Source organism: Streptomyces sp. GESEQ-35, assembly GCF_017948485.1.
GTDB lineage: Bacteria > Actinomycetota > Actinomycetes > Streptomycetales > Streptomycetaceae > Streptomyces.
On the sequence record NZ_JAFFSX010000011.1, the window covers coordinates 79730 to 102693 of the forward strand.

The 22964-nt window shown below is 70.3% G+C and carries 21 protein-coding genes and 1 riboswitch; of the genes, 12 read left to right on the plus strand and 9 right to left on the minus strand.

What is annotated here, in order from left to right; genetic code table 11:
* Nucleotides 1-5: 5 nt before the first annotated feature.
* Together KCH87_RS22250 and KCH87_RS22255 are read left to right on the plus strand one after the other, a co-directional pair.
* Nucleotides 6-923 (plus strand): MerR family transcriptional regulator, encoded by a 918-nt coding sequence (locus KCH87_RS22250; RefSeq protein WP_210587965.1) that lies wholly within the window; start codon nt 6-8, stop codon nt 921-923.
* Nucleotides 924-969: 46 nt separating this feature from the next.
* Nucleotides 970-1182 (plus strand): EF-hand domain-containing protein, encoded by a 213-nt coding sequence (locus KCH87_RS22255; RefSeq protein WP_210587966.1) that lies wholly within the window; start codon nt 970-972, stop codon nt 1180-1182.
* A 48-nt stretch (nt 1183-1230) separates the two neighbouring features.
* Here the strand turns inward: KCH87_RS22255 and leuA are convergent, their stop codons facing one another.
* The gene (leuA, locus tag KCH87_RS22260) at nt 1231-2961 is read right to left on the minus strand and encodes a 2-isopropylmalate synthase (RefSeq protein WP_210587967.1); all 1731 of its coding nucleotides are present in this window, start codon (nt 2959-2961) and stop codon (nt 1231-1233) included.
* A 215-nt stretch (nt 2962-3176) separates the two neighbouring features.
* On the opposite strand from leuA, the gene KCH87_RS22265 reads away from it, so the two are divergent.
* The gene (locus tag KCH87_RS22265) at nt 3177-3863 is read left to right on the plus strand and encodes a FadR/GntR family transcriptional regulator (protein ID WP_210587968.1); all 687 of its coding nucleotides are present in this window, start codon (nt 3177-3179) and stop codon (nt 3861-3863) included.
* Between the two features lie 123 nt (nt 3864-3986).
* Nucleotides 3987-4646 carry an NADPH-dependent F420 reductase gene (locus tag KCH87_RS22270; RefSeq protein ID WP_210587969.1) on the plus strand — a complete coding sequence of 220 codons (660 nt, stop codon included), beginning with the start codon at nt 3987-3989 and terminating at the stop codon, nt 4644-4646.
* 11 nt (nt 4647-4657) lie between these two features.
* Here KCH87_RS22270 and KCH87_RS22275 read toward each other — a convergent pair whose 3' ends face one another.
* From KCH87_RS22275 to KCH87_RS22290, 4 genes are all read right to left on the minus strand, one after another.
* The gene (locus tag KCH87_RS22275) at nt 4658-5215 is read right to left on the minus strand and encodes a glycoside hydrolase family 25 protein (RefSeq protein ID WP_210587970.1); all 558 of its coding nucleotides are present in this window, start codon (nt 5213-5215) and stop codon (nt 4658-4660) included.
* 97 nt (nt 5216-5312) lie between these two features.
* Complete coding sequence (locus KCH87_RS22280; protein ID WP_210587971.1) at nt 5313-6485, minus strand: WD40 repeat domain-containing protein; 1173 nt, start codon at nt 6483-6485, stop codon at nt 5313-5315.
* Nucleotides 6472-6855, minus strand: coding sequence for a hypothetical protein (locus KCH87_RS22285; RefSeq protein ID WP_210587972.1), 384 nt, complete (start codon nt 6853-6855; stop codon nt 6472-6474). Before KCH87_RS22285 ends, KCH87_RS22280 begins: the two co-directional genes overlap by 14 nt.
* A gap of 33 nt (nt 6856-6888) precedes the next feature.
* On the minus strand, nt 6889-7680 hold the full coding sequence (locus KCH87_RS22290) for a BTAD domain-containing putative transcriptional regulator (RefSeq protein WP_210587973.1): 792 nt from the start codon (nt 7678-7680) through the stop codon (nt 6889-6891).
* 120 nt (nt 7681-7800) lie between these two features.
* Between KCH87_RS22290 and KCH87_RS22295 the strand changes: the two genes are divergently transcribed.
* The 6 genes from KCH87_RS22295 to KCH87_RS22320 all read left to right on the plus strand — a co-directional run bounded on the left by KCH87_RS22295 (nt 7801) and on the right by KCH87_RS22320 (nt 16087).
* Nucleotides 7801-8010, plus strand: a complete 210-nt coding sequence (locus KCH87_RS22295) for a hypothetical protein (protein WP_210587974.1) — start codon at nt 7801-7803, stop codon at nt 8008-8010.
* Between the two features lie 68 nt (nt 8011-8078).
* On the plus strand, nt 8079-10397 hold the full coding sequence (locus KCH87_RS22300) for a hypothetical protein (protein ID WP_210587975.1): 2319 nt from the start codon (nt 8079-8081) through the stop codon (nt 10395-10397).
* Nucleotides 10390-11649: a hypothetical protein gene (locus tag KCH87_RS22305; protein WP_210587976.1), complete on the plus strand. Its 1260-nt coding sequence runs from the start codon at nt 10390-10392 to the stop codon at nt 11647-11649. The genes KCH87_RS22300 and KCH87_RS22305 overlap by 8 nt, the downstream gene beginning before the upstream one ends.
* An 845-nt stretch (nt 11650-12494) precedes the next feature.
* The gene (locus KCH87_RS22310) at nt 12495-12947 is read left to right on the plus strand and encodes a hypothetical protein (RefSeq protein ID WP_210587977.1); all 453 of its coding nucleotides are present in this window, start codon (nt 12495-12497) and stop codon (nt 12945-12947) included.
* 10 nt (nt 12948-12957) lie between these two features.
* Nucleotides 12958-14232, plus strand: a complete 1275-nt coding sequence (locus tag KCH87_RS22315; protein WP_210587978.1) for a hypothetical protein — start codon at nt 12958-12960, stop codon at nt 14230-14232.
* A 34-nt stretch (nt 14233-14266) separates the two neighbouring features.
* Nucleotides 14267-16087, plus strand: coding sequence for a DUF2272 domain-containing protein (locus KCH87_RS22320; protein WP_210587979.1), 1821 nt, complete (start codon nt 14267-14269; stop codon nt 16085-16087).
* A 474-nt stretch (nt 16088-16561) separates the two neighbouring features.
* Here the strand turns inward: KCH87_RS22320 and KCH87_RS22325 are convergent, their stop codons facing one another.
* The 4 genes from KCH87_RS22325 to gcvT form a co-directional block, all read right to left on the minus strand.
* Entirely contained in the window at nt 16562-17929 is a 1368-nt protein-coding gene (locus tag KCH87_RS22325; RefSeq protein ID WP_210587980.1) for an L-serine ammonia-lyase, read from the minus strand.
* 85 nt (nt 17930-18014) lie between these two features.
* The gene (gene glyA, locus KCH87_RS22330) at nt 18015-19277 is read right to left on the minus strand and encodes a serine hydroxymethyltransferase (RefSeq protein ID WP_210587981.1); all 1263 of its coding nucleotides are present in this window, start codon (nt 19275-19277) and stop codon (nt 18015-18017) included.
* A 13-nt stretch (nt 19278-19290) separates the two neighbouring features.
* Nucleotides 19291-19668, minus strand: a complete 378-nt coding sequence (gcvH, locus tag KCH87_RS22335; RefSeq protein WP_210587982.1) for a glycine cleavage system protein GcvH — start codon at nt 19666-19668, stop codon at nt 19291-19293.
* Between the two features lie 99 nt (nt 19669-19767).
* The gene (gene gcvT / locus KCH87_RS22340) at nt 19768-20901 is read right to left on the minus strand and encodes a glycine cleavage system aminomethyltransferase GcvT (protein WP_210587983.1); all 1134 of its coding nucleotides are present in this window, start codon (nt 20899-20901) and stop codon (nt 19768-19770) included.
* Between the two features lie 149 nt (nt 20902-21050).
* A riboswitch (glycine riboswitch) is annotated at nt 21051-21150 on the minus strand.
* Nucleotides 21151-21346: 196 nt separating this feature from the next.
* Between gcvT and KCH87_RS22345 the strand changes: the two genes are divergently transcribed.
* Together KCH87_RS22345 and KCH87_RS22350 are read left to right on the plus strand one after the other, a co-directional pair.
* Entirely contained in the window at nt 21347-22051 is a 705-nt protein-coding gene (locus KCH87_RS22345; protein ID WP_247196601.1) for an AAA family ATPase, read from the plus strand.
* 62 nt (nt 22052-22113) lie between these two features.
* A complete protein-coding gene (locus KCH87_RS22350) occupies nt 22114-22896 on the plus strand; it encodes an enhanced serine sensitivity protein SseB (RefSeq protein ID WP_210587984.1) in 783 nt (260 codons plus the stop codon).
* Nucleotides 22897-22964: the final 68 nt, after the last annotated feature.

Here is a 22964-nt window from a genome sequence, read left to right on the forward strand (position 1 = left end):
CGGACATGAGCGAAGACGGCACCGCACTGTTCACCATCGGCGAGCTGGCCAGGGTCACCGGGCTGACGGTGCGCACCATCCGCTACTGGTCGGACGAGGGCGCCCTGCCTCCGGTGACCCGGTCGACGGGCGGCTACCGCCTGTACGACGCCGAGTCCGTCGCCCGCCTGGAGCTGATCCGCACGTTGCGAGAACTGGGCCTCGGTCTGGGCGACGTACGCAAGGTCGTCAGCGGAGAGCAGGATGTCGCGTCCGTCGCGGCCACACATGTGGCTGCTCTGGACGCACAGATCCGGGCGCTGAAGGTGACCCGTGCGGTGCTGTCGACCGTGGCGCGACGCGGCTCGACCGCGGAGGAGATGACCCTGATGAACGAACTGGCAAGGCTGTCGGCAGCCGAGCGGAGGCGGATCATGGAGGAGTTCGTGGAGGAGGTGTTCCACGGACTCGACACGGTCGACCCGGACATCAAACGCCGGATGAGGCACATCACCGTCGACCTGCCGGACGAGCCGACCCCGCAGCAGGTCGACGCCTGGGTGGAGCTGGCGGAAATGGTCCAGGACCCGGGCTTCCGGGCCCGGATGCGCGAGATGGTGGAATTCAACGCCGTGGGCCGCAGCCCCGACACCCCTGACGGCGCCTCGATGTGGTTCTTCAAGCGGCTGGTGGAGCTGGCGGAGCGGGCCCGCGAGCAGGGCATCGCGCCGGACGCGCCGGAGGCCGAGCCGGTTCTGGACGAACTGATCGGTCCCGACACCGACAAGGCCGCCGTCCTGGAGCGACTGGAGGCCGCGTTCCACGCCCAGGCCAACCGCTACCGCGAGCTGATCGCGCTGGTGAACGGCCGCGACCCCAAGCCGCGGCATGCCGAGGAGTTCGCCTGGGTGGTCGCCGCGCTGCGTCATTCGGTCGCCCGATAATCTGACCCCCGCACATACGGAGCATGCATGACGAAGGGGCGGATCGGTGGCGGACATCGACGAAGCACGCAAGCATTTTGAGCGGATCGATACGGACGGTGACGGCTTCATCACCGCTGCCGAGTTCAAGACCGCCCTGGCCCAGCAGGGCGACTGGAACGTCACCGAGGCGGTCGCCGAGGCGATCATCGGCAGCCGCGACCTCAACGGCGACAAGGTCCTGTCGTTCGACGAGTTCTGGTCCTACCTGAGCAAGTGAACCAGGCATGAGCGGGCGCCCTTCCGGCAGCGGAGGGGCGCCCCTTCGTCATGCGGTGTGTGCGGTACGGACCCACACCCCTCGATTCACCGCCGACAGCACCGCCTGGACCGACGCCGCGACGGGCGACGGGGCCTGGCCCGCGCCCCAGTGCGTCCTGCCGTCGACGCGGCACTCGGCGTACGCCGTCGTCTCGCCGTCGGTGGTGTGGTCGGCGAAGTCGAGGACCTCGACGGTGAGGCCCACTCCGGCCAGGGCGTCGACGAAGGCGGAGACAGGGCCGGTGCCGGTGCCCTCATGGTCGCCGGTGCGGTCGCCGGACTCCAGGGTGCAGACGAAACGGTGCACGCCGGGGACTTGTTGGTGCGTGGACCAGGCGTGGAGCCGCACCTCGCCGTCCGCCAGGTAGGTCGCCCGGAACAGATCGTGCAGCTCCTTCGGTGTGGCCTCCCGCCCGCTGTCGTCCGCCGCCCTCTGGACCACCCGGGAGAAGTCCGGCCGCATGCGCTCCGGCAGGTCAAGTCCCGCGTGCGTGCGCAGAACGTACGCCACCCCGCCCTTCCCGGACTGCGAGTTGACCCGGATCACCGCCTCGTAGGAGCGCCCCAGGTCGGCCGGATCGATCGGCAGATACGGCACCGACCACGGCGCCTGCCCCTCGGGCACCCCCAACTCGGCGGCCCGGCGCGCATGGTGGGCCAAGCCCTTGCTGATCGCGTCCTGATGCGTGCCGGAGAAGGCCGTGTGGACCAGCTCGCCGGCATACGGATGACGGGGGTGCACGGGCAGCCGGTTGCAGTGCTCGACCGTCTCCTTCACCGCGTCGATGTCGCTGAAGTCGACCATCGGATCGACCCCTTGGGCATGCAGGTTGAGCGCGAGGGTCACCAGGTCGACATTGCCGGTGCGCTCTCCATTGCCGAACAGACAGCCCTCTACCCGCTGGGCGCCGGCCAGTACGGCGAGTTCGGCGCAGGCGACGCCCGTGCCGCGGTCGTTGTGCGGGTGGACGGAGAGGATCACGGAGTCCCGGCGTGCGAGGTGCCGGTGGAAGTACTCGATCTGGTCGGCGTAGACGTTCGGCGTGGCGATCTCGACCGTGGCCGGGAGATTGTGCGTGACCGGGCGGTCGGGGCTCGCGTCCCACAACTCCGTCAGCCCGTCGCAGAGTTCGAGGACGAAGTCCGGCTCGGTCAGGTTGAAGGTCTCGGGGGAGAACTGGAAGCGGACGTACGATGCCCCGTCGGCCCGCCGCGCCATGTGCTCGGCCGCCTCCCGCACCGTCCGCCACACCTCCCCCCGGTCCCGCCCCAGCACCACCTCGCGCCACACCGGCGACGTCGCGATGTACAGGTGCACCACCGCCCGCGGCAGCCCCTCGATCGCCTCGAAGGTCCGGTCGATCAACTCCCGCCTCGCCGGGGTGAACACGACCGGCGTGACGTCGTCCGGCACGGCACCGGTGTCCGCCAGGTGCCGCACGAAGTCGAAGTCCGTCCGGCTCGCGGACGGATAGCCCACCTCGATCTCCTTGTAGCCCATCGACACCAGCAGGTCGAAGAAGCGGCGCTTGCGCGGGGTGTCCATCGGCTCGGCGAGCGCCTGGTTGCCGTCGCGCAGGTCGACGGGCACCCAGAGTGGAGCGCGCTCGATGCGGGCGGAGGGCCAACTCCGGTCGGCGACGGGGACATTCACGCGGTCATCGAAGGGGCGGTAGCGGTGGTGCGGCATAGGGCTCGGCTGTTGCGGATTCCACAGCTCGTACGAGGTGATGGTCATCGTCTGCTGCTGCCTTCGGCTCGGCTCGGTTCGGTCGGCTTCGGTCGGGAAGTGACCGGCAGCACGGCATCCCGCGGCGGGGTGCCGGTCGCGTCAGGCCCCGCCGCGGCAGCCGAGGAGAAGGAGACCGCAGAGCGTCATGCCGGTAGGCTAGTCACTGCTCAGGTCCTCGGACAAGTCGAATTCTCTAACTCCTCAGACAAGTAGGTCGCCTCATGCCGCTCGGTGCCGTACGGCCCAGCCCGCTGGTCGAACAGGCCGCGGAGCGGCTGCGTGAGCAGATCGCCGGGGGCCACTGGCCGGTCGGCACCAAGCTGCCCGGCGAGACCACGCTCGCGAAGGAGCTGGGTGTGGGCCGCTCGACCGTGCGGGAAGCGCTCCGCGCGCTCGCCGGGTCCGGGCTGGTCCAGCCCCGACAGGGTGCCGGAGTCTTCGTCATCGCCACCGAGCCCGTCGAGGACTGGCCCACCCGGTTGCGCCGGGCCGCGGTGACCGACGTGTACGAGGTCCGCATGGCGGTCGAGGTCCAGGCCGCCCGCCTCGCCGCGCGTCGCCGCACCCCCGAGGACCTCACCGTGATCGAGGCCGCGCTGGAACACCGCCGCGCGGCCGCCGAGGCTGACGACGTCGCCTTCGTCGACGCCGACATCGCCTTCCATGCGGCCGTGGTCGCGGCCGCCCACAACCCCGTACTCACCGACCTGTTCACCGAGTTCACCCCCGTCCTGCGCACCGGCCTCGTCGAGCTGCTGACCCTGACCGGCCTGCGTACCCACGATCCGAACACCGCCGACGCCGCCCATGAGGAGATCGCCCGAGCGGTCGCGGAAGGGGACGAGGAAGCGATCGTGGAGGTGGTGCGGCGGGAGCTGGAGGACCCGTTCGGGCCGCAGGCCCAGTAGCGCGGACCTCGTACGCCCCCGGGCACCCCGCGTGCCGTAGCTGCGGAATAGCCCACCCGCCCCCGGGGTTGTTGATCCCTGCCACACGCACTGTCAGGACCACCAACCCCAGAGGGGCCTGTCATGAAGATCGGGATCATCGGCGCGGGCAACATCGGCGGCAATCTCACCCGGCGGCTCACCGCCCTCGGTCACGACGTCTCCGTCGCCAACTCCCGCGGACCGCACACGCTCACCGAACTGGCGGAGGAGACGGGAGCCACGCCCGTCACGGTGCAGGAGGCGGCCCGGGGCGCGGAGCTCGTCGTGATCACGGTCCCCACGCGAGCGGTCGCCGACCTGCCGGCGGGGCTGCTGGACGGGGCGGCGGACGGGTTGGTCGTCCTCGACACCAACAACTACTACCCCCAGCGGGACGGCAGGATCGCGGCGATCGAGGACGAGGGCCTCACCGAGAGCCGCTGGACGGAACGGAACATCGGCCACCCCGTGATCAAGGCCTTCAACGGCACCTACGCCCAGGACATCCTTCAGCGCCCACGCCCCGCCGGCGACCCCGACCGCCTGGCCCTCCCCGTCGCGGGCGACGACGAGGCGGCCAAGCGGAAGGTACGCGCCCTGATCGACGACCTCGGCTTCGACACGGTCGACGCCGGCGGCATCGACGACTCCTGGCGACAGCAGCCCGACTCCCCGGTGTACGGCCTGCGCGCGGGCGTGGACGGGGTGACGAAGGCACTGGCGGAGGCGTCACCTGACCGCCCGGCAGCCTTCCGCGCCTGACACCTCGACGTTCAGGCGTCCAGCGCCCATTCGCGCATTGCCGCTTTGCTTGCGAAGTCGCCGACGTTCTTGTCGATCGGGTCGGAGGTGTACTGGTGGAAGCGCCACTTCGCCTGGATGCGGGGCTTGCCGGCGGTGACGTAGTCGGCGATCCAGAGGCCGTCGCCCGCGTACGACGTCGTGTCGATGTTGAGCCAGAAGTTCCGGTTGCAGTAGAGGATGACCCGGTGGCTCGGCCGAAGCTCCTTCACCTTGCGGATGAAGCGGTCCTTCTCCGCGTTGCTCGCGTGCGCGCCGTCGCCGGTGGTCTCCCAGTCGACGGCGAGGATGTCGCTGCCCTTCTCCGGGGCGTGGCTCACGAAGTACTCCGCCTGGGCGGTGAGGTTGCCGGGCCAGAGGAAGTGGTAGAAGCCGAGGACCAGGCCGGCGTCGCGGCCGGTCTTGGTCTGGGCGGCGAGCTTCGGGTTGACGTATGAGCGGCCTTCCGTCGCCTTGATGAAGACGAAGGAGAGGCCGTCCGTGTCGTAGGCGGAGGACTGGTAGGCGCTCACGTCGATGCCGCGCAGCATGGGGACTCCCGGAAGTGCTGGTGGGGGGACCGGAGTTGTTGTGGGTATGCCCCACGATGGCATGGGTGATCCATGGGTGCTGGCCCTCGGCGGAATTTCACCCTTGGCTGTCGTGCAGAAGCTGTCGGCGCCACCACGCACTGGTCGTCCCGTCGGCGCCTACGGTGGCGAGGAGCTGGGTGTCGGAGCTGAAGGCCAGCGTGATGACGCGCTCGCCGCTGTCGGTGAGTGGCGTCCCGAGGTAGCGGGGTTTCCAGGCATCGGTCACGTCCCACAACCGGACGGTACGGTCGTCCCCCACCGCGGCGAGCAGTCGGCCGTCCGGGCTGAAGGCGAGCGCCGTGGCCCCGCCGCTGGGCATCTTGAACGGCTCCCCCTTGCTCCGGGGGTGTTCGGGGTCGGACAGGTCCCACAGATGCGCGCGTCCCTCGGTGTCGGCAACGGCCAGAGTGCGTCCGTCCGGGGTGAACTGCGCGGAACGGGCGCCGACGGCGCGGCTGATCCCGCCCTGGACGGTGGTCAGACCGTCAGTCAGGCGGACGTCCCTCACCTGCGTGCTGCCGTCTGTGGCGACCGTCAGCCTGACACTGCGCTCAAGTGCCAGCACGGCCTTGACGTCGCCGCCGAGGTCCCTCACGGTCCAACGGGACTTTCCGGTAGTCAGGCTCTGTCGGCGCAGTCCGCTCGGACCGGCCGTCACCAGGGTCTCGCCGTCGGGGGTGATGCCGACCGCCGAGACGCCGTCCAGGCCTTCCGGGAAGGGGAGACCGACCCTCTCGGGGTGCTCGGGGTCGGTGAGGTCCCATTCATCCACCGTATGACCCGAGACGGTCACCAGCGTCCGACCGTCGGACGGCGAGAACAACACCACGTCCGCCCGCCCTTGGTCGGCCAGTCGCCCATTGCTGACGAGGCGCCATTCCTCAGGCTGCGGCGAGTCCCGGTGCTGTGGCGTGACGTGCTGCCACGGCGGGGGCAGGGCGCCTTGCACCGTGAGCGCCGCCAGGGAGGTCACCATGACGACGCAGGCCGCACCAAGTCCAGGAAGCCAGCCGGCTCTTCTCGGCCGCGGGCGCCCGGAGTTGCCGTTGAGGTGCGGTGTACGGCGTGCTGCTGGATGAGGTGCGAGGTCTTTCCGGGGGAGTGGCCGGGCGGCCAGCGCGGTCACGAGCCGCGCTCCGAAGCGCTCGTGCGGCTGGGCGGGCGCGTGCGGTGGCAGTGCGGCGAGTGCGGTGACGAGACGACCGAGGCGACTTTCAGCGCGCAGCATCGGCACCCCCGCCACCGCCGGTCTCCGACATGCTTGCCTCCAGGCCCTCGGCCGGGCCCCGAGCGGCGGGCAGGGATGTCTCCGAGTGCTGCCGGGGCCCGGGTTCGCCGACCGGGATCGACTGGAAGAATCTGGCCACGATGAACGGCGTCGCCACTCCGGTGCCAAGTGCCATCGTTTCGTTGTCCAGTTGGCCCGAGGCGCCCAGCGCCGCAGTGAGGGCGAACCCGGCGAACAGTCGCAGCGAGATGGCGACGAGCACCACAGGGCGGTCGGCGCGGTTGCTCCACGGCCAGCGCCATCGGCGGCGCCGCCAGTCACCGCACAGAGAGTAGCGGAGTGTGGGGAGTTGAGTGCGTTCAGTAGTCAACTCGGCTTTTGTCGGGCCTTCCTTGGGGCGGCGTCAGCCCTGGTTAGACGGCACGCCATCCAGTTGCTTCGCGACTACGTGCCCGCTCGTCGGCCATGGCACCCGGCCCATCAGTGTGTTGGAGGGGGTGAGCTGCATCTCGTCCCAGAGGAGCTGTGTGTACTGGTCGACTTGTCTGCGGGCCTCCACGACGTTGCCTTCGGTCAGATGGACTTCGACCAAGGCGGCGCGGGCGGATTCCAGCAGTGGCTCCGCAGCGATTGCCGTGTAGGCGGCATCGAGGGCTGGTACGAACCGATCGAGCCGACGCAGCCGGTGGGACAGAGCGACGAGGGCGTGGATCCGCACTTGACGGATGCGCTCCCGTTCCACGATCAGCCACTCCTCCTCCCAGCTCGGCAGAAGGTCTGCGATCAGGCCTGTGGTCGTGGTGTCGCCCGGGTCGAGATCGCCGTCCTCGTTGAGCAGCCGTCCGGCCTGGCTCAGACTGTGCTCGACGTCGACTTCGACGAGTGCGCTGAGGGACACGTGCGTGCGGTCGGCGTGCACGAGCCGGTCGTCGGCCTGTCGGATCCGCCAGATCGCCGTGCGCAGGCTCGCGTGGGCGCGTGGACGCGGACCGTCGCACCAGAGCTGCTCGGCCATCGCCGTGCGGTGCTGCGTCATGCCGGACGGGCGTGACAGTGCCAGGAACGCCACCACCCGCTGGGCATGGGCCGGTAACACGACTTCGTGCTGCCCGATGTCGAGACGGAAGCCGTTGAGGAGGTGCACCAGCATGGGAGCGGAGCACATCGCGGAATCGGGCCAAGGAGGGTGCGCCATGTGCACCTCCTCCGCGTAAGTTCGCGGACTCTATCTTCGCACCGTGTGCGGGGGCGTCAATCCATCGTCACGTCCTACACGTTGATGGAAGAGAGACGGGCCGTCCGGATACTCGCGGCCATGGAATCCCAGCCGTGGCGTGTCGTCGTCGTACGGGCTTGGCTGCATGACGGCCAGGTGGTCGCCGTACTGCTGGTGGGGGCCGAGCCGGGTTCGCCTGTGCCCGTGCGGCGCATCGCGGCAGGCTCGGCGGAGGAGGCCTGTGGCGTCCTCGCCACCGTTCTCGGGGAATTGACGGAGGGTCCTACGGATCCGGAGACGACCGATTGACGCGACGCGCTACGGACATCCCGCACCCTGTTGCCCACCCCCGCATCGGAGGGCAAGGAGGCAGGGCGATGGACGTGTTGGCCACGAGCCCGACCGCACCCGAGCTGCAGTCCCCGTTCGCGGGCTTCGCCGGTTTGTCGGCGGACCCTGTCGATGCGGGCGAACGTCCACAGCCGACGACCGGGGTGGTGCTCGACTCGCCGTTCGGCTCGGGACTGCACGCCGAGGAGCCTGAAGCGGGCGAAGACGCGCTCACCGAACTCCTCGGCGAGCTTGCCGACGACGAGTTCGAAGACGCCGTGGCTCAGCTCGTGGATGACGCCGCCGCAGCGCACTTGCAGGGTGAGACCGCGTGGTCGGCCAAGGAGGGCTCCCAGGCCGGATTGCAGAGCTGGGCCGAGTCGCTGGCCGAGCAGTCCGATCGGCTGCTCGACGGCATCACCGCCCGCCTGGAGCACGAGGACCTCACCGCCATGCCGGCGCGCGACCTCGACGCCCTGCTGGAGTCGCTGGCCCCGGCTCTGGAACCGGTCGGGGCGCGCGAGGTCGTGTTCGAGCAGTTCCTGGGAGGTCTGCTGAAGAAGGCGGGCAGCCTGGTGAAGGGCGTCGTCAAGATTGCGAAGAAAGGGATCAGCGCAGTCTCGAAGATCCTTCCGATCGGGATATTGCTCAAGAAGCTCGGTGGTCTTGTCCGGCCGCTGCTCGCGCGTGTGATCAAGTCGGCGATGAACCGTCTGCCCGCAGCCGTGCGGCCCATCGCGGAACAGATCGCCAAGAAGCTGGGCGTCGCCGGTGCTGCGGCTACGGCCAACGCCCCCGCCGGTGCGACCGGTACCAGTGATGCGGAGCCGTCGGCTGCCTCCCAACTCGCCGGCGAGTTCGACCGCAATGTGGTCGGTCTGCTGCTGGCCCCCGACGAGATCGCGGCGGACGGCGTGCTCGCGGAAGCGGCAGCCGACGCCGAGGCCGACACGCCCGACCCGATCGGTGAACTCGACGCGGCCCGCCGCGAACTGGGCCGACGGCTCACCGAACTCCCCGCGGGCTCCTACCCGAAGCCGGAGATCCAGCAGTTCCTCCCCGTCGTGGCGGCGGCACTGCCGTTGATCAAGCTCGGCGTCAAGATCATTGGTAGGCAGCGGGTGGTCGACTTCATCGCCGAGCGCATCGCCGACCTGCTGCGCACCATGGTCGGACCCGGCCCGGCCAAGCAGATCGCCCGCCCGATCGTCGACGTCGGAATGAAACTCATCGGCCTCGAAGTCCCGCCGGAGACCGAGACCGACGTCGCCGGGGAAGCGCTGGCCGCCACCGTGGAAACGACGGCACGCCGAGCGCTCGCGCTGCCCGCCGCGGTGCAGGACGACCGGCTGCTGCTCGACGCCGCCGTGCAGCAGTTCTTCGCCGAAGGCGCCGCCGCCCACCTCCCCGGCCGGCTGCTGCGCGCCGACCTGCCCGAGCGGGAATCGGAACACGAGAGCGGGGTGTGGGTGCTGATGCCGCGGACGGCCGCCCCCCGCTACCGCTTCCTCAAATACACGCGGCCCTTCGAGATCCAGGTCAGCAGGCCCGTGGCGCGCGCGGTGCCGTGGTCCGACGGCGGGACGCTGGAGTCGCACCTGCTCGACCGCGGCGTACGGCAGTGGCCCACGATCGCCGAAGCCCACCTCTACGAGATGCTCCCCGGTGGCCATCTCGGGCACCTCCGCTACGACGACACCCTCCGTGGAGTCGCCGGAGAAGAGGAAGGCATCGCCGACGAAGTGGCACCCCTGACGCCGGAGATCGCCGGGCTGCTGCTTGGCGAGCCGGGCCTGGGCCGGTCTGCTCCAGGGCGTGGCGGAGCGGCCCGCCCGGGCGCTGCTCCCGGCCGCCGGTTCGTCCGGCTGCGGCCCAAGGGGCACGCGGCAGGCCGTAGGGCAGGCCGTGCTGCCGGGCCACGCGCACGGGTCGGCGTGCACCTGGACTCCGCCGCCACTCCGCCGCGGCTCAGGGTCGCCCTGCGGCTGAGCGAACGGCAGGCCCAGGAGATGCTGGACCTGCTGACCAGGGCCGAGGGCCCGGACCTGCCCGGGGCACTGCGCAAGGTCCAGCAGGTGCACCAGCGTTCTCTCGTATCCCGGCTGACCGACCAACTGGTGAAACGGTCCGTGCTGACGGACGCCACGGCCGCGCGGGCAGCCGCGGAGCAGCTGTCGACGGCCGTCGACACCGGGCTCTCCGCGATGCTGCAAGGCCAGACGGCACAGCTCACCGAAGCGGTCCGCGATCCGGCCCAGGGCCTCACGATCAAGCTGGTGTTCGAAGGCGTCACGCGGGAGAGCCTCCAGGGCACGCCGCCCGAGCCGACCGTCACGGTGACTCCCGGCTGGCGCTCCGGTGGCTGAGCCAGGGGGCGACGTCCTCGCCACACAGCTCGCGGCGGAGTTACGGCACTGGCGACGAGCCGCCCACGAACTGACCGACCTCGACATGGTCGCCGCACCACAGGCCTGGGCCGGACTCGAGTCCTACCTCGGCACCGGCGTCCGCGCCGGGCTGATCAGGTCGGCCAGGGGGGTGGCCACTCGCGCGGACCAGCTCGCGGCGCAGTTGCCCGGCACGACGGCGCGGGACGATCTGGCCCGGTTCCGGGACCGGGTGCTGTCGCTGCGCCAGTCCTATGTCCGCGCCGAGACGGTGATCGACTTCTTCGGTGACGCTGTCGGCATGCGTACCAATCCACGCCTGGCGGAGCTCTTGCGTGGCCTGGATCTGCTGGCCGTCGATGCCATGGACCGCATCCTCGGGCCACTCGGCATCCCGGTTCCTCCGGTGCTGGTCTACCTCGACAAGGGTCTTGGAGCATCGATCCTGCGCGCCGGGATACGGCTGTGGGACGCGTCGCTCTCACCAGCCGCCGCGATCAAGATCACTCGGCACAACCTGCTGCGGCCCACATCCCTGATCCATGAAGACGGCCATCAGGTCGCGCACCTGACCAACTGGACCGACGAACTCGCCACCGCCCTGCACGACGTGCTCGCGCCCGCGTCGCCGATCGCCGCGGAGGCCTGGCGCGGGTGGGCGAGCGAAGTCGCTGCCGACGTCGTCGCGTTCGTCCTGACCGGCTACGCGCCCGTGCCGGCGCTGGCCGACGTCGTGGACGGCACCACCGCCGCCGTGTACCGGATGCCGCCGGGCGATCCGCACCCGATGGGCCTGCTGCGGGTCGCCTTCAACGCCGCGCTCTGCCGGTACTGGTACGGCGCCGGGGCGTGGGACGACCTCGTGCGCATCTGGCTGTACCGCCATCCCGTGCATGCCGCGCCGCCGGAGTCCGCGCTCGTCGCGCGGGCGACGTTGCCTCTCCTCCCGAAGATCGTCCGGGTGTGCACGGAGCGGCCGATGCGGGCCTTCGGTGGTCGGCCGCTCTCGGCGCTGGTCGACCCGCGCCGGGTGGCGCCCAACGAGTTGCGCAGGCTCGCCGACGGGGCTGGGGCGGCGCTGTACACCTCGAGCTATCTGCAACGGCTCGAACCGATGCGGATCCTGGCGTGGACCGTACTCCGGTCGCAGCGCGCCGATGACAACGCCGACCGCGACCTGGAGACATGGCTGCGCCGCCTCGGCGCGGACCATGCGACCGCCGCAGCCTGACCAGGGAGACAGCCATGCCGGAATCCCCGACCCCGCCAACGGCCCCGGACCGACCGGACCCGGCCCCGACAGCGGCCCAAGGCCCAGACCCGAAATCGGACCCGGCGTCCCCGCCTGGCAAGGCCCCGCCGCGCAAGGCCCGTGCACGCAAGGCCTCGGTCCCCGAAGCATCGGACCCGGCCTCGACAGCGGTCCAAGGCCCAGACCCGAAATCGGACCCGGCATCCCGGCCTGGCAAGGCCCCGCCGCGCAAGGCCCGTGCACGCAAGGCCTCGGTCCCCGAAGCACCGGACCCGGCCCCGACACCGGCCCAAGGCCCAGACCCGAAGTCGGACCCGGCATCCCGGCCTGGCAAGGCCCCGCCGCGCAAGGCCCGTGCACGCAAGGCTTCGGTCCCCGAAGCATCGGACCCGGCCCTGACAGCGGCCCAAGGCCCAGACCCGAAGTCGGACCCGGCATCCCGGCCTGGCAAGGCCCCGCCGCGCAAGGCCCGTGCACGCAAGGCTTCGGTCCCCGAAGCATCGGCCCCGGCCCCGACGGCGGCCCAAGGCCCAGACCCGAAGTCGGACCCGGCGTCCCCGCCTGGCAAGGCCCCGCCGCGCAAGGCCCGTGCACGCAAGGCCTCGGTCCCCGAAGCATCGGACCCGGCCTCGACAGCGGCCCAAGGCCCAGACCCGAAGTCGGACCCGGCATCCCGGCCTGGCAAGGCCCCGCAGCGCAAGGCCTCGGCTCCCAATGCACCGGACCCGGACCCGGACCCGGCCCCAGGTCCAGGCCCGGCCCAAGGCCCAGACCCGAAATCGGACCCGGCGTCCCTGCCTGGTGCACCGCCGCCTCAGGGGGCCTTGTCGCCCGACATCGTCGACGCGATCACGGCACTGACGACGTTCCTGCGCAACGGCTCCCAGACACGTGACCCGCAGGCGTTCAGCCCCGGGCAACTGAATATCGAGCGAGACTTCCGAGACCTGTTGGCCGGGCTCGGGCGCGGCAGTTCGGATGCACCCGGCCGGATCGCGCGCCCAGTGCTGTCGGACGGACTCCTGGAACTCGGTGCGCCGCTCCCCGACGAGGCGGTCAGCATCGGCGGCTTCAACCGCATCGGCACCGAGTTCCGCCAGGTCTGGCGCGTGACGGTGGCCCTGGCCGCCAAGTACCCCGGTGATCCGACCCACCTCCGCCACAAAGACATCGTGGTCGACCGCGTCGTACGGCTGCGCGTGTTCGACGAAAACGGGCGGCGGATCCTGACGGGTGTCCCGAAGATCGTCAACACCCCGTCCCGGCCCACCCTCTGAGGAGACGACCATGTTCCGCACGCTCGCGCGCCTGCTGGCCGACTCCGGATTCGACACCAACGAATTCTTCAGGATCCATCCGCTACAGCTCAGCCGCTGGCTGGAGGAGGCGTGGGCCGAGGGCGGCCAGGCCGACTGGCCCGGGTTCGAGACCTCCCCGACGGGCGTCACCCCAGAAGTCGTGGCCCGCCTCCAACTGCCCGGCGAGGTGAGCGGCGGGCTGCTCGACGCCCTGCGTTCCGGAATCGCGATTCCCGGTCAGTTCTCCCCGCCGCCCGCCACGGGCATCGACACCGGCGCCGCACTGCCCTGGGACCACCTGATCTACGCCTTCCTGGTCGAGAGCACCGGTGTCGCGGAGATCCTGCGGGAGGTCGTCCGCCGCTATGTGGTCGGCGAGACGCTCGAAGCCGCCAACGACACGACCTACAGCTGGGTCCGGGCCACCGAGGAGCTGTTCTTCCGCGATCCCCCGCTGTTCTCCATCACCGGTACCACCAGCGCCTTACGGCCGGACCCGCTGGTCAACCGCCGTAACGCCTACTGGCGGATGTTCGGGATGGACCTGCCGCACAAGCCGTACGGGATCCCGGGCCAGCCGTGGAAGTCCGACGTCGGAGCGTCCGCCAACCGCCGGTTCGGCGAGGTGTGGATCGAACTGCTGCGCCAGGTCTGGGTCGCGTACGTGAACGACAGCAACTCGGTCGGCGCCAACCCCACCGACGCCTCGTACATCGCATACCTGTGCCAGACGCTCTCGGAGATGATGGGGATGCGTCGCCGGGCCGGGATGCTCGCCCGTGAGGAGTTCGGCCATGTTGTCACCATGAGTTGGTTCCACCTGCTGTTGGAGAGCGAGAACGACGTTGTGCGGGACCTTCAGGCGGGTGCGGGTGCCGGCGGAAACGCCGCGGACCGCCTCGCCCGGATCGCGCAGCGCGTGGGCATCACACCCCCACGCCGAGCCCGTGAGCTGTTCGAGCTCGCCGAACTGGTCTCGCCGGTGCTGATGTTCATCGAAGCCGGCCGGTTCAACGAGCCCAACGATGCCGAGTTGCTGTTCCGCAGCGGCTCCCCGCAACCGGTGGTGCGCGACACGATGAACCGCATCATCGACCTCTGGCAGTCCGCCACCGGGGAGTCGATCAAGGAACCGGGGGTCCGGTTGGTCAACGGCCCGCCCCCGTCGTCCGCACAGCCCGTACGGCTGCCGAGCGCCCATCTGCCTGCGGCACCCGACCCCGCCAAAAGCAGCACGAACGGCTCCGCACCCGTGCGGCTTTGAGCCGACCGACACCCCCTGAGACCGGGAGGCGACGATGACCCGCCCGCAGACCTGGGACTGGACCGAGTCCCTCAGCGCCGACCCACCGCCCTCCGCGCAGCAGACCCCGAACTGGGTCGCCCAGGACGTGTTCCGGCCGGCCGAACAGGGGACCGGAGATGGGGAGTCGGGTCCCGAGATGACCCTGGCCGAGTTCGCCGCCGAAGCGCGCGACTCCACCTTCACCTCGGAGGTCTACGACGAGGCCGAGTCCGGGGAAGTGGAACTGGCCGAATGGGAACTGGCCGGAAACCCGGTCCAGGACGAGGCATTCCCGTCCGGGCTGACCCTGATTCCGACCACGGGCGCCACCGCCAAGGAAGCAGAACACTGGGATCCGTACGCAACCGGACTTCCGCTCTACGTCACCGGACCCACCGTACGGTCGCAGAAGCTCTCCCCCAACTTCACCGTCGGCGAACTCATCAGCAGCGGTGGAACGGCCGTCGACATCGCCAGGATCTCCCCGGCGCTGGTGCGCTGCCTACAGGCGCTGCGCGACCGGCTGGGCAAACCCGTCACCATCAGCTCCGGGTACCGGTCCTGGGCGCGCAACGTGGCCGTGTACCGTGCCCGGGGCGCCACCCCGACCCTCAGCCGCCACTGCAGCGGACAGGCCGCCGACATCAGCGTCGCGGGCATGTCCGGACTCGACCTCGCCAAGGCCGCGCTGGACGCGTGTGGCCGGGACATCGCGGTCGGGATCGGCGCCACCTACGCCCACATCGACGTCCGCGGCAGCTGGGCCCGCTGGTCCTACGCCTCAGGCGACGCGGCGAAAGGCGACCTCGCCGCGATCGACGCTCACCGTAGCGGGCTGGGCACCACCCCGCCCTCAACGGGCGGCTCGGCCTACGTCCCCGGCGGCGTTCCTGGTGGCGGACTCACGAGCGCCGTCCCGAGGGCCGACTCGTTGCGGGCCCGGATCGCGCAGTTCGCCGAACAGGAGCGGAAGCGGTGGAGTGACGGGGCCCGCGTCGAAACCGAGTCGGCGATGACGGCGACGCTCCAGGACTACTACCGCACCGGCGTCGGGATCACGGTGACCGCGTCGGACCTGCAGAGCAGTTCGTGGCAGGGCGGCCATCCATGGAGCGCGGTCTTCATCAGCTGGGTGATGCGCCAAGCCGGCGCGGGCAGCGCCTTCGCCTACAGCACGGCACATCGCGAGTACGTCAGCGCCGCCAAACGCAACGCCGAGACCGGCAACACCGCCAACCCCTTCTGGGCCTACCCGACCGAGAAGATCGTCCCCGAGGTGGGCGACCTGGTCTGCGCCGATCGGGACGGTGGCGGCGGGTGCGGCGGTGCCACCTACGCGACGATCGACAACGGCACGGCGTGGTCGACGCACTGCGACGTCGTCACTGCCGTGGACCGGACCGGACGCAGGCTCACCGCCGTCGGCGGCAATGTCAGCCAATCGGTGAAGGCCAAGACGATCGCGATCGATGCGCAGGGCTTCGTGGTTCCCCAGCAATCAGGGCAGACCTGCCGGTACTTCGCCATCCTCAAGGTCCGCGACGGCACACCCTCCCCGCCCCAACAGGAGTCGGGACCGGCTGCATCGGTTACCGTGCTCGACCCCGACGCCACAGCCCGGGCGGTCCGCCTGAACACCTCCTACGCCACGGCTATGCGCTGGGGCGAGCACCTCGACGCGATCACCCGGCTGATCGCATCACCTGGATCGACCCCGGCCGACGTCACCTTCGCCCATGCCGTGGCGCGATGGCAGCGAGGCCGAGGACTGACACCCGACGGGGCTATCGGACCTGACTCCTGGATCGAAATGGTGAAGGTGATCAACCGCTGACAACGGCCGGAGGCGATGTCGCCATTGGCGTCGCACTTGAAGGCGGCAGGCGGCAGGCGGCAGGCGGCAGGCGGGAGGCCACGGCCGGTGAGCGCAGCCGCCGGCTTCACGACGGCCGCGTGGTGACGGCTGCGGATGGCTATCGAGGCGACGCGCACTCGCTGACCGAGGTGTTCCTGACTGTGCTGGAGTACGCGACCGCGCAGTTGATCGTCGCGCGGCCATGATCTCGTCTGTGGACCGGCTGTTGTGGCAAGCCAGGTTGCGCAGATCGTTGTCGGAGTTCGCTGACCCCGTTGCGACCCCCGCGCGGCACGGCCAGCAGATCTACGTGCGCGGTCTCCGGGGCGTCTGCTCGCCGGTAGACCCCACGGGACAGTTCGTCTTCCAGATGATGGGGACTTTCCGCCGCGTAGGCAGGGAAGGCCCCGACAGCGTCGAAAGACACGAACGCTCTGCTCAGGGCCCATCCCCTCAGCACTCGATGATGTTCACCGCCAGCCCGCCCCGCGCCGTCTCCTTGTACTTCACGCTCATGTCCGCGCCCGTGTCCTTCATGGTCTTGATGACCTTGTCGAGGGACACCTTGTGCGAGCCGTCGCCGCGCATGGCCATGCGGGCCGCGGTGACGGCCTTCACGGCGGCCATGCCGTTGCGCTCGATGCACGGGATCTGGACCAGGCCGCCGACCGGGTCGCAGGTGAGGCCGAGGTTGTGTTCCATGCCGATCTCGGCGGCGTTCTCGACCTGCTCCGGGGAGCAGCCGAGCACCTCCGCGAGTGCGCCCGCGGCCATCGAGCAGGCCGAGCCGACCTCGCCCTGGCAGCCGACCTCGGCGCCGGAGATGGAGGCGTTCTCCTTGAAGAGCATGCCGATCGCGCCGGCGGCCAGCAGGAAGCGGACCACCCCGTCCTCGTCGGCGCCGGGCACGAAGTTGATGTAGTAGTGCAGGACCGCGGGGATGATGCCCGCCGCGCCGTTCGTCGGGGCGGTGACCACTCGGCCGCCGGCCGCGTTCTCCTCGTTCACCGCCATCGCGTAGAGCGTGATCCACTCCATCGCGTGCGCCAACGGGTCGCCCTCCGCGCGGAGTTGGCGTGCGGTGACGGCGGCCCGGCGGCGTACCTTCAGGCCACCGGGCAGGATGCCCTCCCGTGACATCCCCCGGGACACGCATGCCTGCATCACCCGCCAGATCTCCAGCAGGCCCTCGCGGATCTCCTCCTCGGTCCGCCAGGCCCGCTCGTTCTCCAGCATCAGGGACGAGATCGACAGGCCGGTCTCCTTCGTCAGGCGCAGCAGCTCGTCGCCCGTGCGGAAGGGGTACTTGAGGACCGCGTCGTCGAGTTTGATGCGGTCGGCGCCCACCGCGTCCTCGTCGACGACGAAGCCGCCGCCCACGGAGTAGTAGGTCTTCGAGAGGAGTTCGGTGCCGGAGGCGTCGTGCGCCCAGAGGGTCATGCCGTTCGCGTGGTACGGCAGTGCCTTACGGCGGTGCAGGACCAGGTCCTTGTCGAAGTCGAAGGCGATCTCCCGCTCGTCGAGCAGCCGGAGCCGGCCCGCCGACCTGATGTCCTCCACCCGCTGGTCGGCACCCTCCACGTCCACCGTCCGCGGCGACGCGCCCTCCAGCCCGAGCAGGACCGCCTTGGGGGTGCCGTGGCCGTGTCCGGTCGCGCCCAGGGAGCCGTACAGCTCGGCCCGTACGGACGCGGCGGAGTCCAGGAGACCTTCGCCCCGCAGCCGGCGGGCGAACATGCGGGCCGCGCGCATCGGGCCCACGGTGTGGGAGCTGGACGGGCCTATGCCGATCGAGAACAGGTCGAAGACCGAGATGGCCACGGTGACTCCTCAAAGCGGGGGTGGTGGGGCACCCGGCTCCCGGTACCGGCAGTCGGGGCCGGGCGCGGGTGCCCCACCAAGGGGCTTACTTTTTCAGGCCGGGGTACAGCGGGTGCTTGTCCGCGAGTGCGGCGACCCTGGCCTTGAGCGCCTGGGCGTCGTACGACTGCTTGAGCACCTCGGCGATGACGTCCGCGACCTCGGCGAAGTCCTCGGCGGTGAAGCCGCGGGTGGCGAGGGCGGGGGTGCCGATACGGAGACCAGAGGTCACCATCGGCGGACGCGGGTCGTTCGGGATGGCGTTGCGGTTGACCGTGATGCCGACCTCGTGCAGGCGGTCCTCGGCCTGCTGACCGTCGAGTTCGGAGTTGCGCAGGTCGACCAGGACCAGGTGCACGTCCGTGCCGCCGGAGAGCACGTCCACGCCCACCGCCTTCACGTCGTCCTGCACCAGACGCTCGGCGAGGATGCGGGCACCGTCCAGGGTACGGCGCTGCCGCTCCTTGAAGTCCTCCGAGGCGGCGACCTTGAAGGAGACCGCCTTCGCCGCGATCACGTGCTCCAGCGGGCCGCCCTGCTGACCGGGGAAGACCGCGGAGTTGATCTTCTTCGCCAGCTCGGCGGTGGAGAGGATCACGCCGCCGCGGGGGCCGCCCAGCGTCTTGTGGGTGGTCGTGGTGACCACGTGCGCGTGCGGGACCGGGTTCGGGTGGAGGCCCGCCGCGACGAGACCGGCGAAGTGCGCCATGTCGACCATGAGGTACGCGCCGACCTCGTCCGCGATCCGGCGGAACGCGGCGAAGTCCAGCTGCCGGGGGTAGGCCGACCAGCCGGCCACGATCAGCTTCGGCTTGGACTCCTTGGCCAGCCGCTCGACCTCGGCCATGTCGACGACTCCGGTGTCGTCCACGTGGTAGGCGACGACGTTGTACAGCTTGCCGGAGAAGTTGATCTTCATGCCGTGGGTCAGGTGCCCGCCGTGCGCGAGGTTCAGGCCCATGATCGTGTCACCGGGCTTGAGCAGCGCGAACATCGCGGCCGCGTTGGCCTGCGCGCCCGAGTGCGGCTGCACGTTGGCGTGCTCGGCGCCGAACAGCTCCTTGACGCGGTCGATGGCGATCTGCTCGACCACGTCGACGTGCTCGCAGCCGCCGTAGTAGCGGCGTCCCGGGTAGCCCTCGGCGTACTTGTTGGTCAGGACCGAGCCCTGCGCCTCCATGACCGCGACCGGCGCGAAGTTCTCCGAGGCGATCATCTCCAGCGTGGACTGCTGGCGGTGCAGCTCGGCGTCGACGGCGGCGGCGACGTCCGGGTCGAGCTCGTGCAGGGGGGTGTTCAGGACAGACATGCTCTGCGACTCCTCAGCCGGCGGAAAAGGCGGTGTACTCGTCGGCGGAGAGCAGGTCGGACGGCTCTTCCGCGACACGAACCTTGAACAGCCAACCGCCTTCGAAGGGCGCGGAGTTCACCAGTGACGGGTCGTTCACCACGTCCTCGTTCGCCTCGGTGACCTCGCCGCTGACCGGGGAGTACAGGTCGCTGACGGACTTGGTCGACTCCAGCTCGCCGCAGGTCTCGCCCGCGGTCACGGTGTCACCGACCGCCGGAAGGTCGACGAAGACGACATCGCCGAGCGCGTTGGCCGCATGCTCCGTGATGCCGACCGTCGCGACGCCGTCCTCGGCGGCCGACAGCCACTCGTGCTCCTTGCTGTAGCGCAGCTGCTGGGGGTTGCTCATGACCTGAATTCTCCTGTACGCGGGGGAGTGCTGGTGAATGGGGGACTACGGAAGAGGGGTGTGAGCAGGGCGAATGTGCCCGGCGTCACAACTCAGTGTCTACTTCTGGCGCTTGTAGAACGGCAGCGCCACGACCTCGTACGGCTCGTGGCTGCCTCGGATGTCCACCGCGACCCCGGCGGTACCCGGCGCCGCATGCGCCGCGTCGACGTACGCCATCGCGATCGGCTTGCCCAGTGTGGGCGAGGGGGCGCCGGAGGTGACCTCGCCGATCACCTCGCCGCCGGCGACGACGGCGTACCCGGCGCGCGGGACGCGGCGGCCCTCGGCGACGAGCCCGACAAGGACGCGCGGCGGGTTCTCCTCAGCGCGGGAAGCGGCCTCCTGAAGCGCCGCGCGCCCCACGAAGTCACCGTCCTTCTCGAACTTCACCACCCGGCCGAGCCCGGCGTCGAAGGGCGTCAGCGAGGTCGACAGCTCATGCCCGTACAGCGGCATGCCCGCCTCCAGACGCAGGGTGTCCCGGCAGGACAGGCCGCACGGGACCAGCCCCGCGCCCTCGCCCGCCTTGGTCAGCGCCTGCCACAGCTCGACCGCGTGCTCCGGCCGCACGAACAGCTCGAAGCCGTCCTCGCCGGTGTAGCCGGTGCGGGCGATGAGGGCCGGGACGCCGGCGACGGTGCCGGGCAGACCGGCGTAGTACTTCAGGCCGTCGAGGTCGGCGTCGGTGAGTGAGGCGAGGATGCCGGGGGACTCGGGGCCCTGGACGGCGATGAGGGCGTAGGCGTCGCGGTCGTCGCGCACCTCGGCGTCGTACCCCTCGGAACGCTCGATCAGGGCGTCCAGAACGATCTGTGCGTTACCGGCATTCGCCACGACCAGGTATTCAGAAGAAGCGGCCTCGGTCTCGGCCAGCCGGTAGACGATCAGGTCGTCGAGGATGCCGCCGTCCTCGCGGCAGATCATGGTGTAGCGGGCGCGGCCGGCCTTGACCCCGCCGATGTTGCCGACGAGCGCGTGGTCCAGCAGGGCGGCGGCCTGGGGGCCGGTCACCGCGATCTCGCCCATGTGCGAGAGGTCGAAGAGCCCGGCCCGGGTGCGCACGGCGAGGTGTTCCTCGCGCTCGGAGCCGTACCGCAACGGCATGTCCCAGCCGGCGAAGTCGGTCATCGTCGCGCCGAGGAGACGATGCAGGGCATCGAGCGCGGTAAGACGGAGGGGGCTACTGCTCATCGGTTCTGCTCCCAGGGCATGACAGGCGAGGTCGTTCCTCCCCATCTGTCATCGGAACCTGAGAGGTTCGTCACGACCACACGTAGTGATGGTCACGACTTGCACCTTGGGTGGAGCCACTGCGACAGCGGCCCGCTTTTCAGATGTGCCTCGCCCGCGCGGTAACGGGGCCTGAGAGATTCAAGGGAGGGACTTGCTCCTTCGGCGCCCCGACAGCAGTGCTGCCAGGGACTCTCCCGCGCGGATTCAAGCGGCCGGTATGCAGTTGGCGCGCACATCATTGCACGCATCGGTCCGCTCCGGCAGGGGTACCTTTCAGGGCCGACCACCCACAGCGACCGCACAGGGTTCACAGACCGGCACAGCGGCCTGTAGCAGGCTTGTTGCGGGAAGCGGACGGAAATGGGAGACGCCGCGTATTACCTTCTCTTTACACTCGACGGGGATGGGAACTCCCGACCCCATGGGGAGGACGATCACGGTGAACAGGATCACGGCGTACGCCACCAGCTCGGCCCTCGCGCTGCCCGAGCAGCACTCGGCCCCGGCCAGGGAGGCCTGCGGCCCGCACTCGGCGCCCGTCGTCCGGGACCTGCGCGACCGCGCCGGCCGCAGCCCGCACGCACTGCTCTTCGGTCCCAGGGACCTCGTCGTGATCACCGGCCTGCCCGGAAGCGGAAAGTCCACGCTGATGCAGCGCGCGGTGAAGGCCGTCCGGATCGACTCCCAGGACACCCGCGACCGCTGGGACGCGCGCGTGTCCCGCTTCCTGCCGTACGGGTTCTACCGCCCCCTGGTCCGGCTCGCGCACTACACCGGACTGCGCCGCGCCCTGCGCACCGGCAAGGGAGTCGTCGTGCACGACTGCGGTACGCAGTCCTGGGTGCGCCGCTGGCTGTCCCGCGAGGCCCGTCGCCGGGGCGGCACACTGCATCTGCTGCTGCTCGACGTCGCGCCCGGCACCGCCCTGGAGGGTCAGCGCGAGCGCGGCCGCGGCGTCTCGCGCTACGCCTTCCTGCGCCACCGCTCGGCGGCCGCCCGGCTGGTGCGCTCCGTCGAGCGCGGCGATCTGCCCGACGGCTGCGGCTCGGCGGTGCTGCTCGACCGTGACGCGGCGGACGTGCTGCGCCGGATCGGCTTCACGGGCTGACCTCGGTGCCGCACCCGCTAGCCTTTGAGCCACGGCAGTGATCTCGGCAGGCGGTTAGGCAGATGGACTTCCCAGGGAACTTCCCGGACTTCCCGGCACAGGCACACCCCCACCCGCACGGCGGCTGGCCCGGCAACGAGCTGGAGGAGGTGCTCTCCGCCTCCCTCAACATCCCGTCGGCCGGCGGCCGACTCATCGAGGTCCTCGGCCGCAGCTTCGTCTGGGTCCCGCTCCCGAGCGGCGGCGGCCCGGGCAGCGTCCCGCTCGACCTGCCCACGCTGGAGCTCGACGGCCAGGCCTACGTCCCGGTGTTCAGCTCCGAGGAACAGTTCCGCCAGGTCGCCGGCTCCCACATGTCGTACACGATCGCCCCGGCCGTGGAGTTCGCCCGCGGCCTGCCCCCGCAGGTCGGCATCGCCGTGAACCCGGACGGCGTGGTCGGCGTACCGCTCCCGCCGCCCGCGGTCGCCGAACTCTGCCGGGTGGGCCGCACCCCCCTGGACGGCACCACGACCGGCGGCCGGGTCAAGCTCTACGAACCCGACTGGCAGGAAGACCCGGTCGACTTCCTCACCGCGGCCTCGGCCGAGTTCGAGCACATCGGCGTGGTGACGACGGCCCGCCGCTGCCTGGCGGCGATCGAGACGGCGGATCCCGTGATGTTCATCGGCGTCGAACTCTCCCAGTGGGAGGGCGACATCAGGGCCCTCCCACTGGACGCACTGGGCCGGGCCCTGGCCAAGGTCCCCGTGAAGTGGCCGGTAAACCTGGTTCTCCTGGACGTAACACAAGACCCGGTGGCCGAGTGGATGCGCAACAGGGCCCGCCCTTTCTACCAACGGTGACGGCACCCACCCAGGGGCGCGGGGAACTGCGCGACAAGCCACATAGAACCCGCACCCGCCGACGGGCA

What these genes read in the sequence shown, in the direction of transcription:
- leuA (WP_210587967.1), bottom strand. Translation starts at nt 2,961, where the DNA reads ATGACCATCACCTCGTACGAGCTGTGGAATCCGCAACAGCCGAGCCCT.
- KCH87_RS22315 (WP_210587978.1), top strand. Translation starts at nt 12,958, where the DNA reads ATGTTCCGCACGCTCGCGCGCCTGCTGGCCGACTCCGGATTCGACACC.
- KCH87_RS22320 (WP_210587979.1), top strand. Translation starts at nt 14,267, where the DNA reads ATGACCCGCCCGCAGACCTGGGACTGGACCGAGTCCCTCAGCGCCGAC.
- KCH87_RS22265 (WP_210587968.1), top strand. Translation starts at nt 3,177, where the DNA reads ATGCCGCTCGGTGCCGTACGGCCCAGCCCGCTGGTCGAACAGGCCGCG.
- KCH87_RS22350 (WP_210587984.1), top strand. Translation starts at nt 22,114, where the DNA reads ATGGACTTCCCAGGGAACTTCCCGGACTTCCCGGCACAGGCACACCCC.
- KCH87_RS22345 (WP_247196601.1), top strand. Translation starts at nt 21,347, where the DNA reads ATGGGAACTCCCGACCCCATGGGGAGGACGATCACGGTGAACAGGATC.
- gcvH (WP_210587982.1), bottom strand. Translation starts at nt 19,668, where the DNA reads ATGAGCAACCCCCAGCAGCTGCGCTACAGCAAGGAGCACGAGTGGCTG.
- glyA (WP_210587981.1), bottom strand. Translation starts at nt 19,277, where the DNA reads ATGTCTGTCCTGAACACCCCCCTGCACGAGCTCGACCCGGACGTCGCC.
- KCH87_RS22295 (WP_210587974.1), top strand. Translation starts at nt 7,801, where the DNA reads ATGGAATCCCAGCCGTGGCGTGTCGTCGTCGTACGGGCTTGGCTGCAT.
- KCH87_RS22280 (WP_210587971.1), bottom strand. Translation starts at nt 6,485, where the DNA reads ATGCTGCGCGCTGAAAGTCGCCTCGGTCGTCTCGTCACCGCACTCGCC.
- KCH87_RS22275 (WP_210587970.1), bottom strand. Translation starts at nt 5,215, where the DNA reads ATGCTGCGCGGCATCGACGTGAGCGCCTACCAGTCCTCCGCCTACGAC.
- KCH87_RS22250 (WP_210587965.1), top strand. Translation starts at nt 6, where the DNA reads ATGAGCGAAGACGGCACCGCACTGTTCACCATCGGCGAGCTGGCCAGG.
- gcvT (WP_210587983.1), bottom strand. Translation starts at nt 20,901, where the DNA reads ATGAGCAGTAGCCCCCTCCGTCTTACCGCGCTCGATGCCCTGCATCGT.
- KCH87_RS22300 (WP_210587975.1), top strand. Translation starts at nt 8,079, where the DNA reads ATGGACGTGTTGGCCACGAGCCCGACCGCACCCGAGCTGCAGTCCCCG.
- KCH87_RS22290 (WP_210587973.1), bottom strand. Translation starts at nt 7,680, where the DNA reads ATGGCGCACCCTCCTTGGCCCGATTCCGCGATGTGCTCCGCTCCCATG.
- KCH87_RS22270 (WP_210587969.1), top strand. Translation starts at nt 3,987, where the DNA reads ATGAAGATCGGGATCATCGGCGCGGGCAACATCGGCGGCAATCTCACC.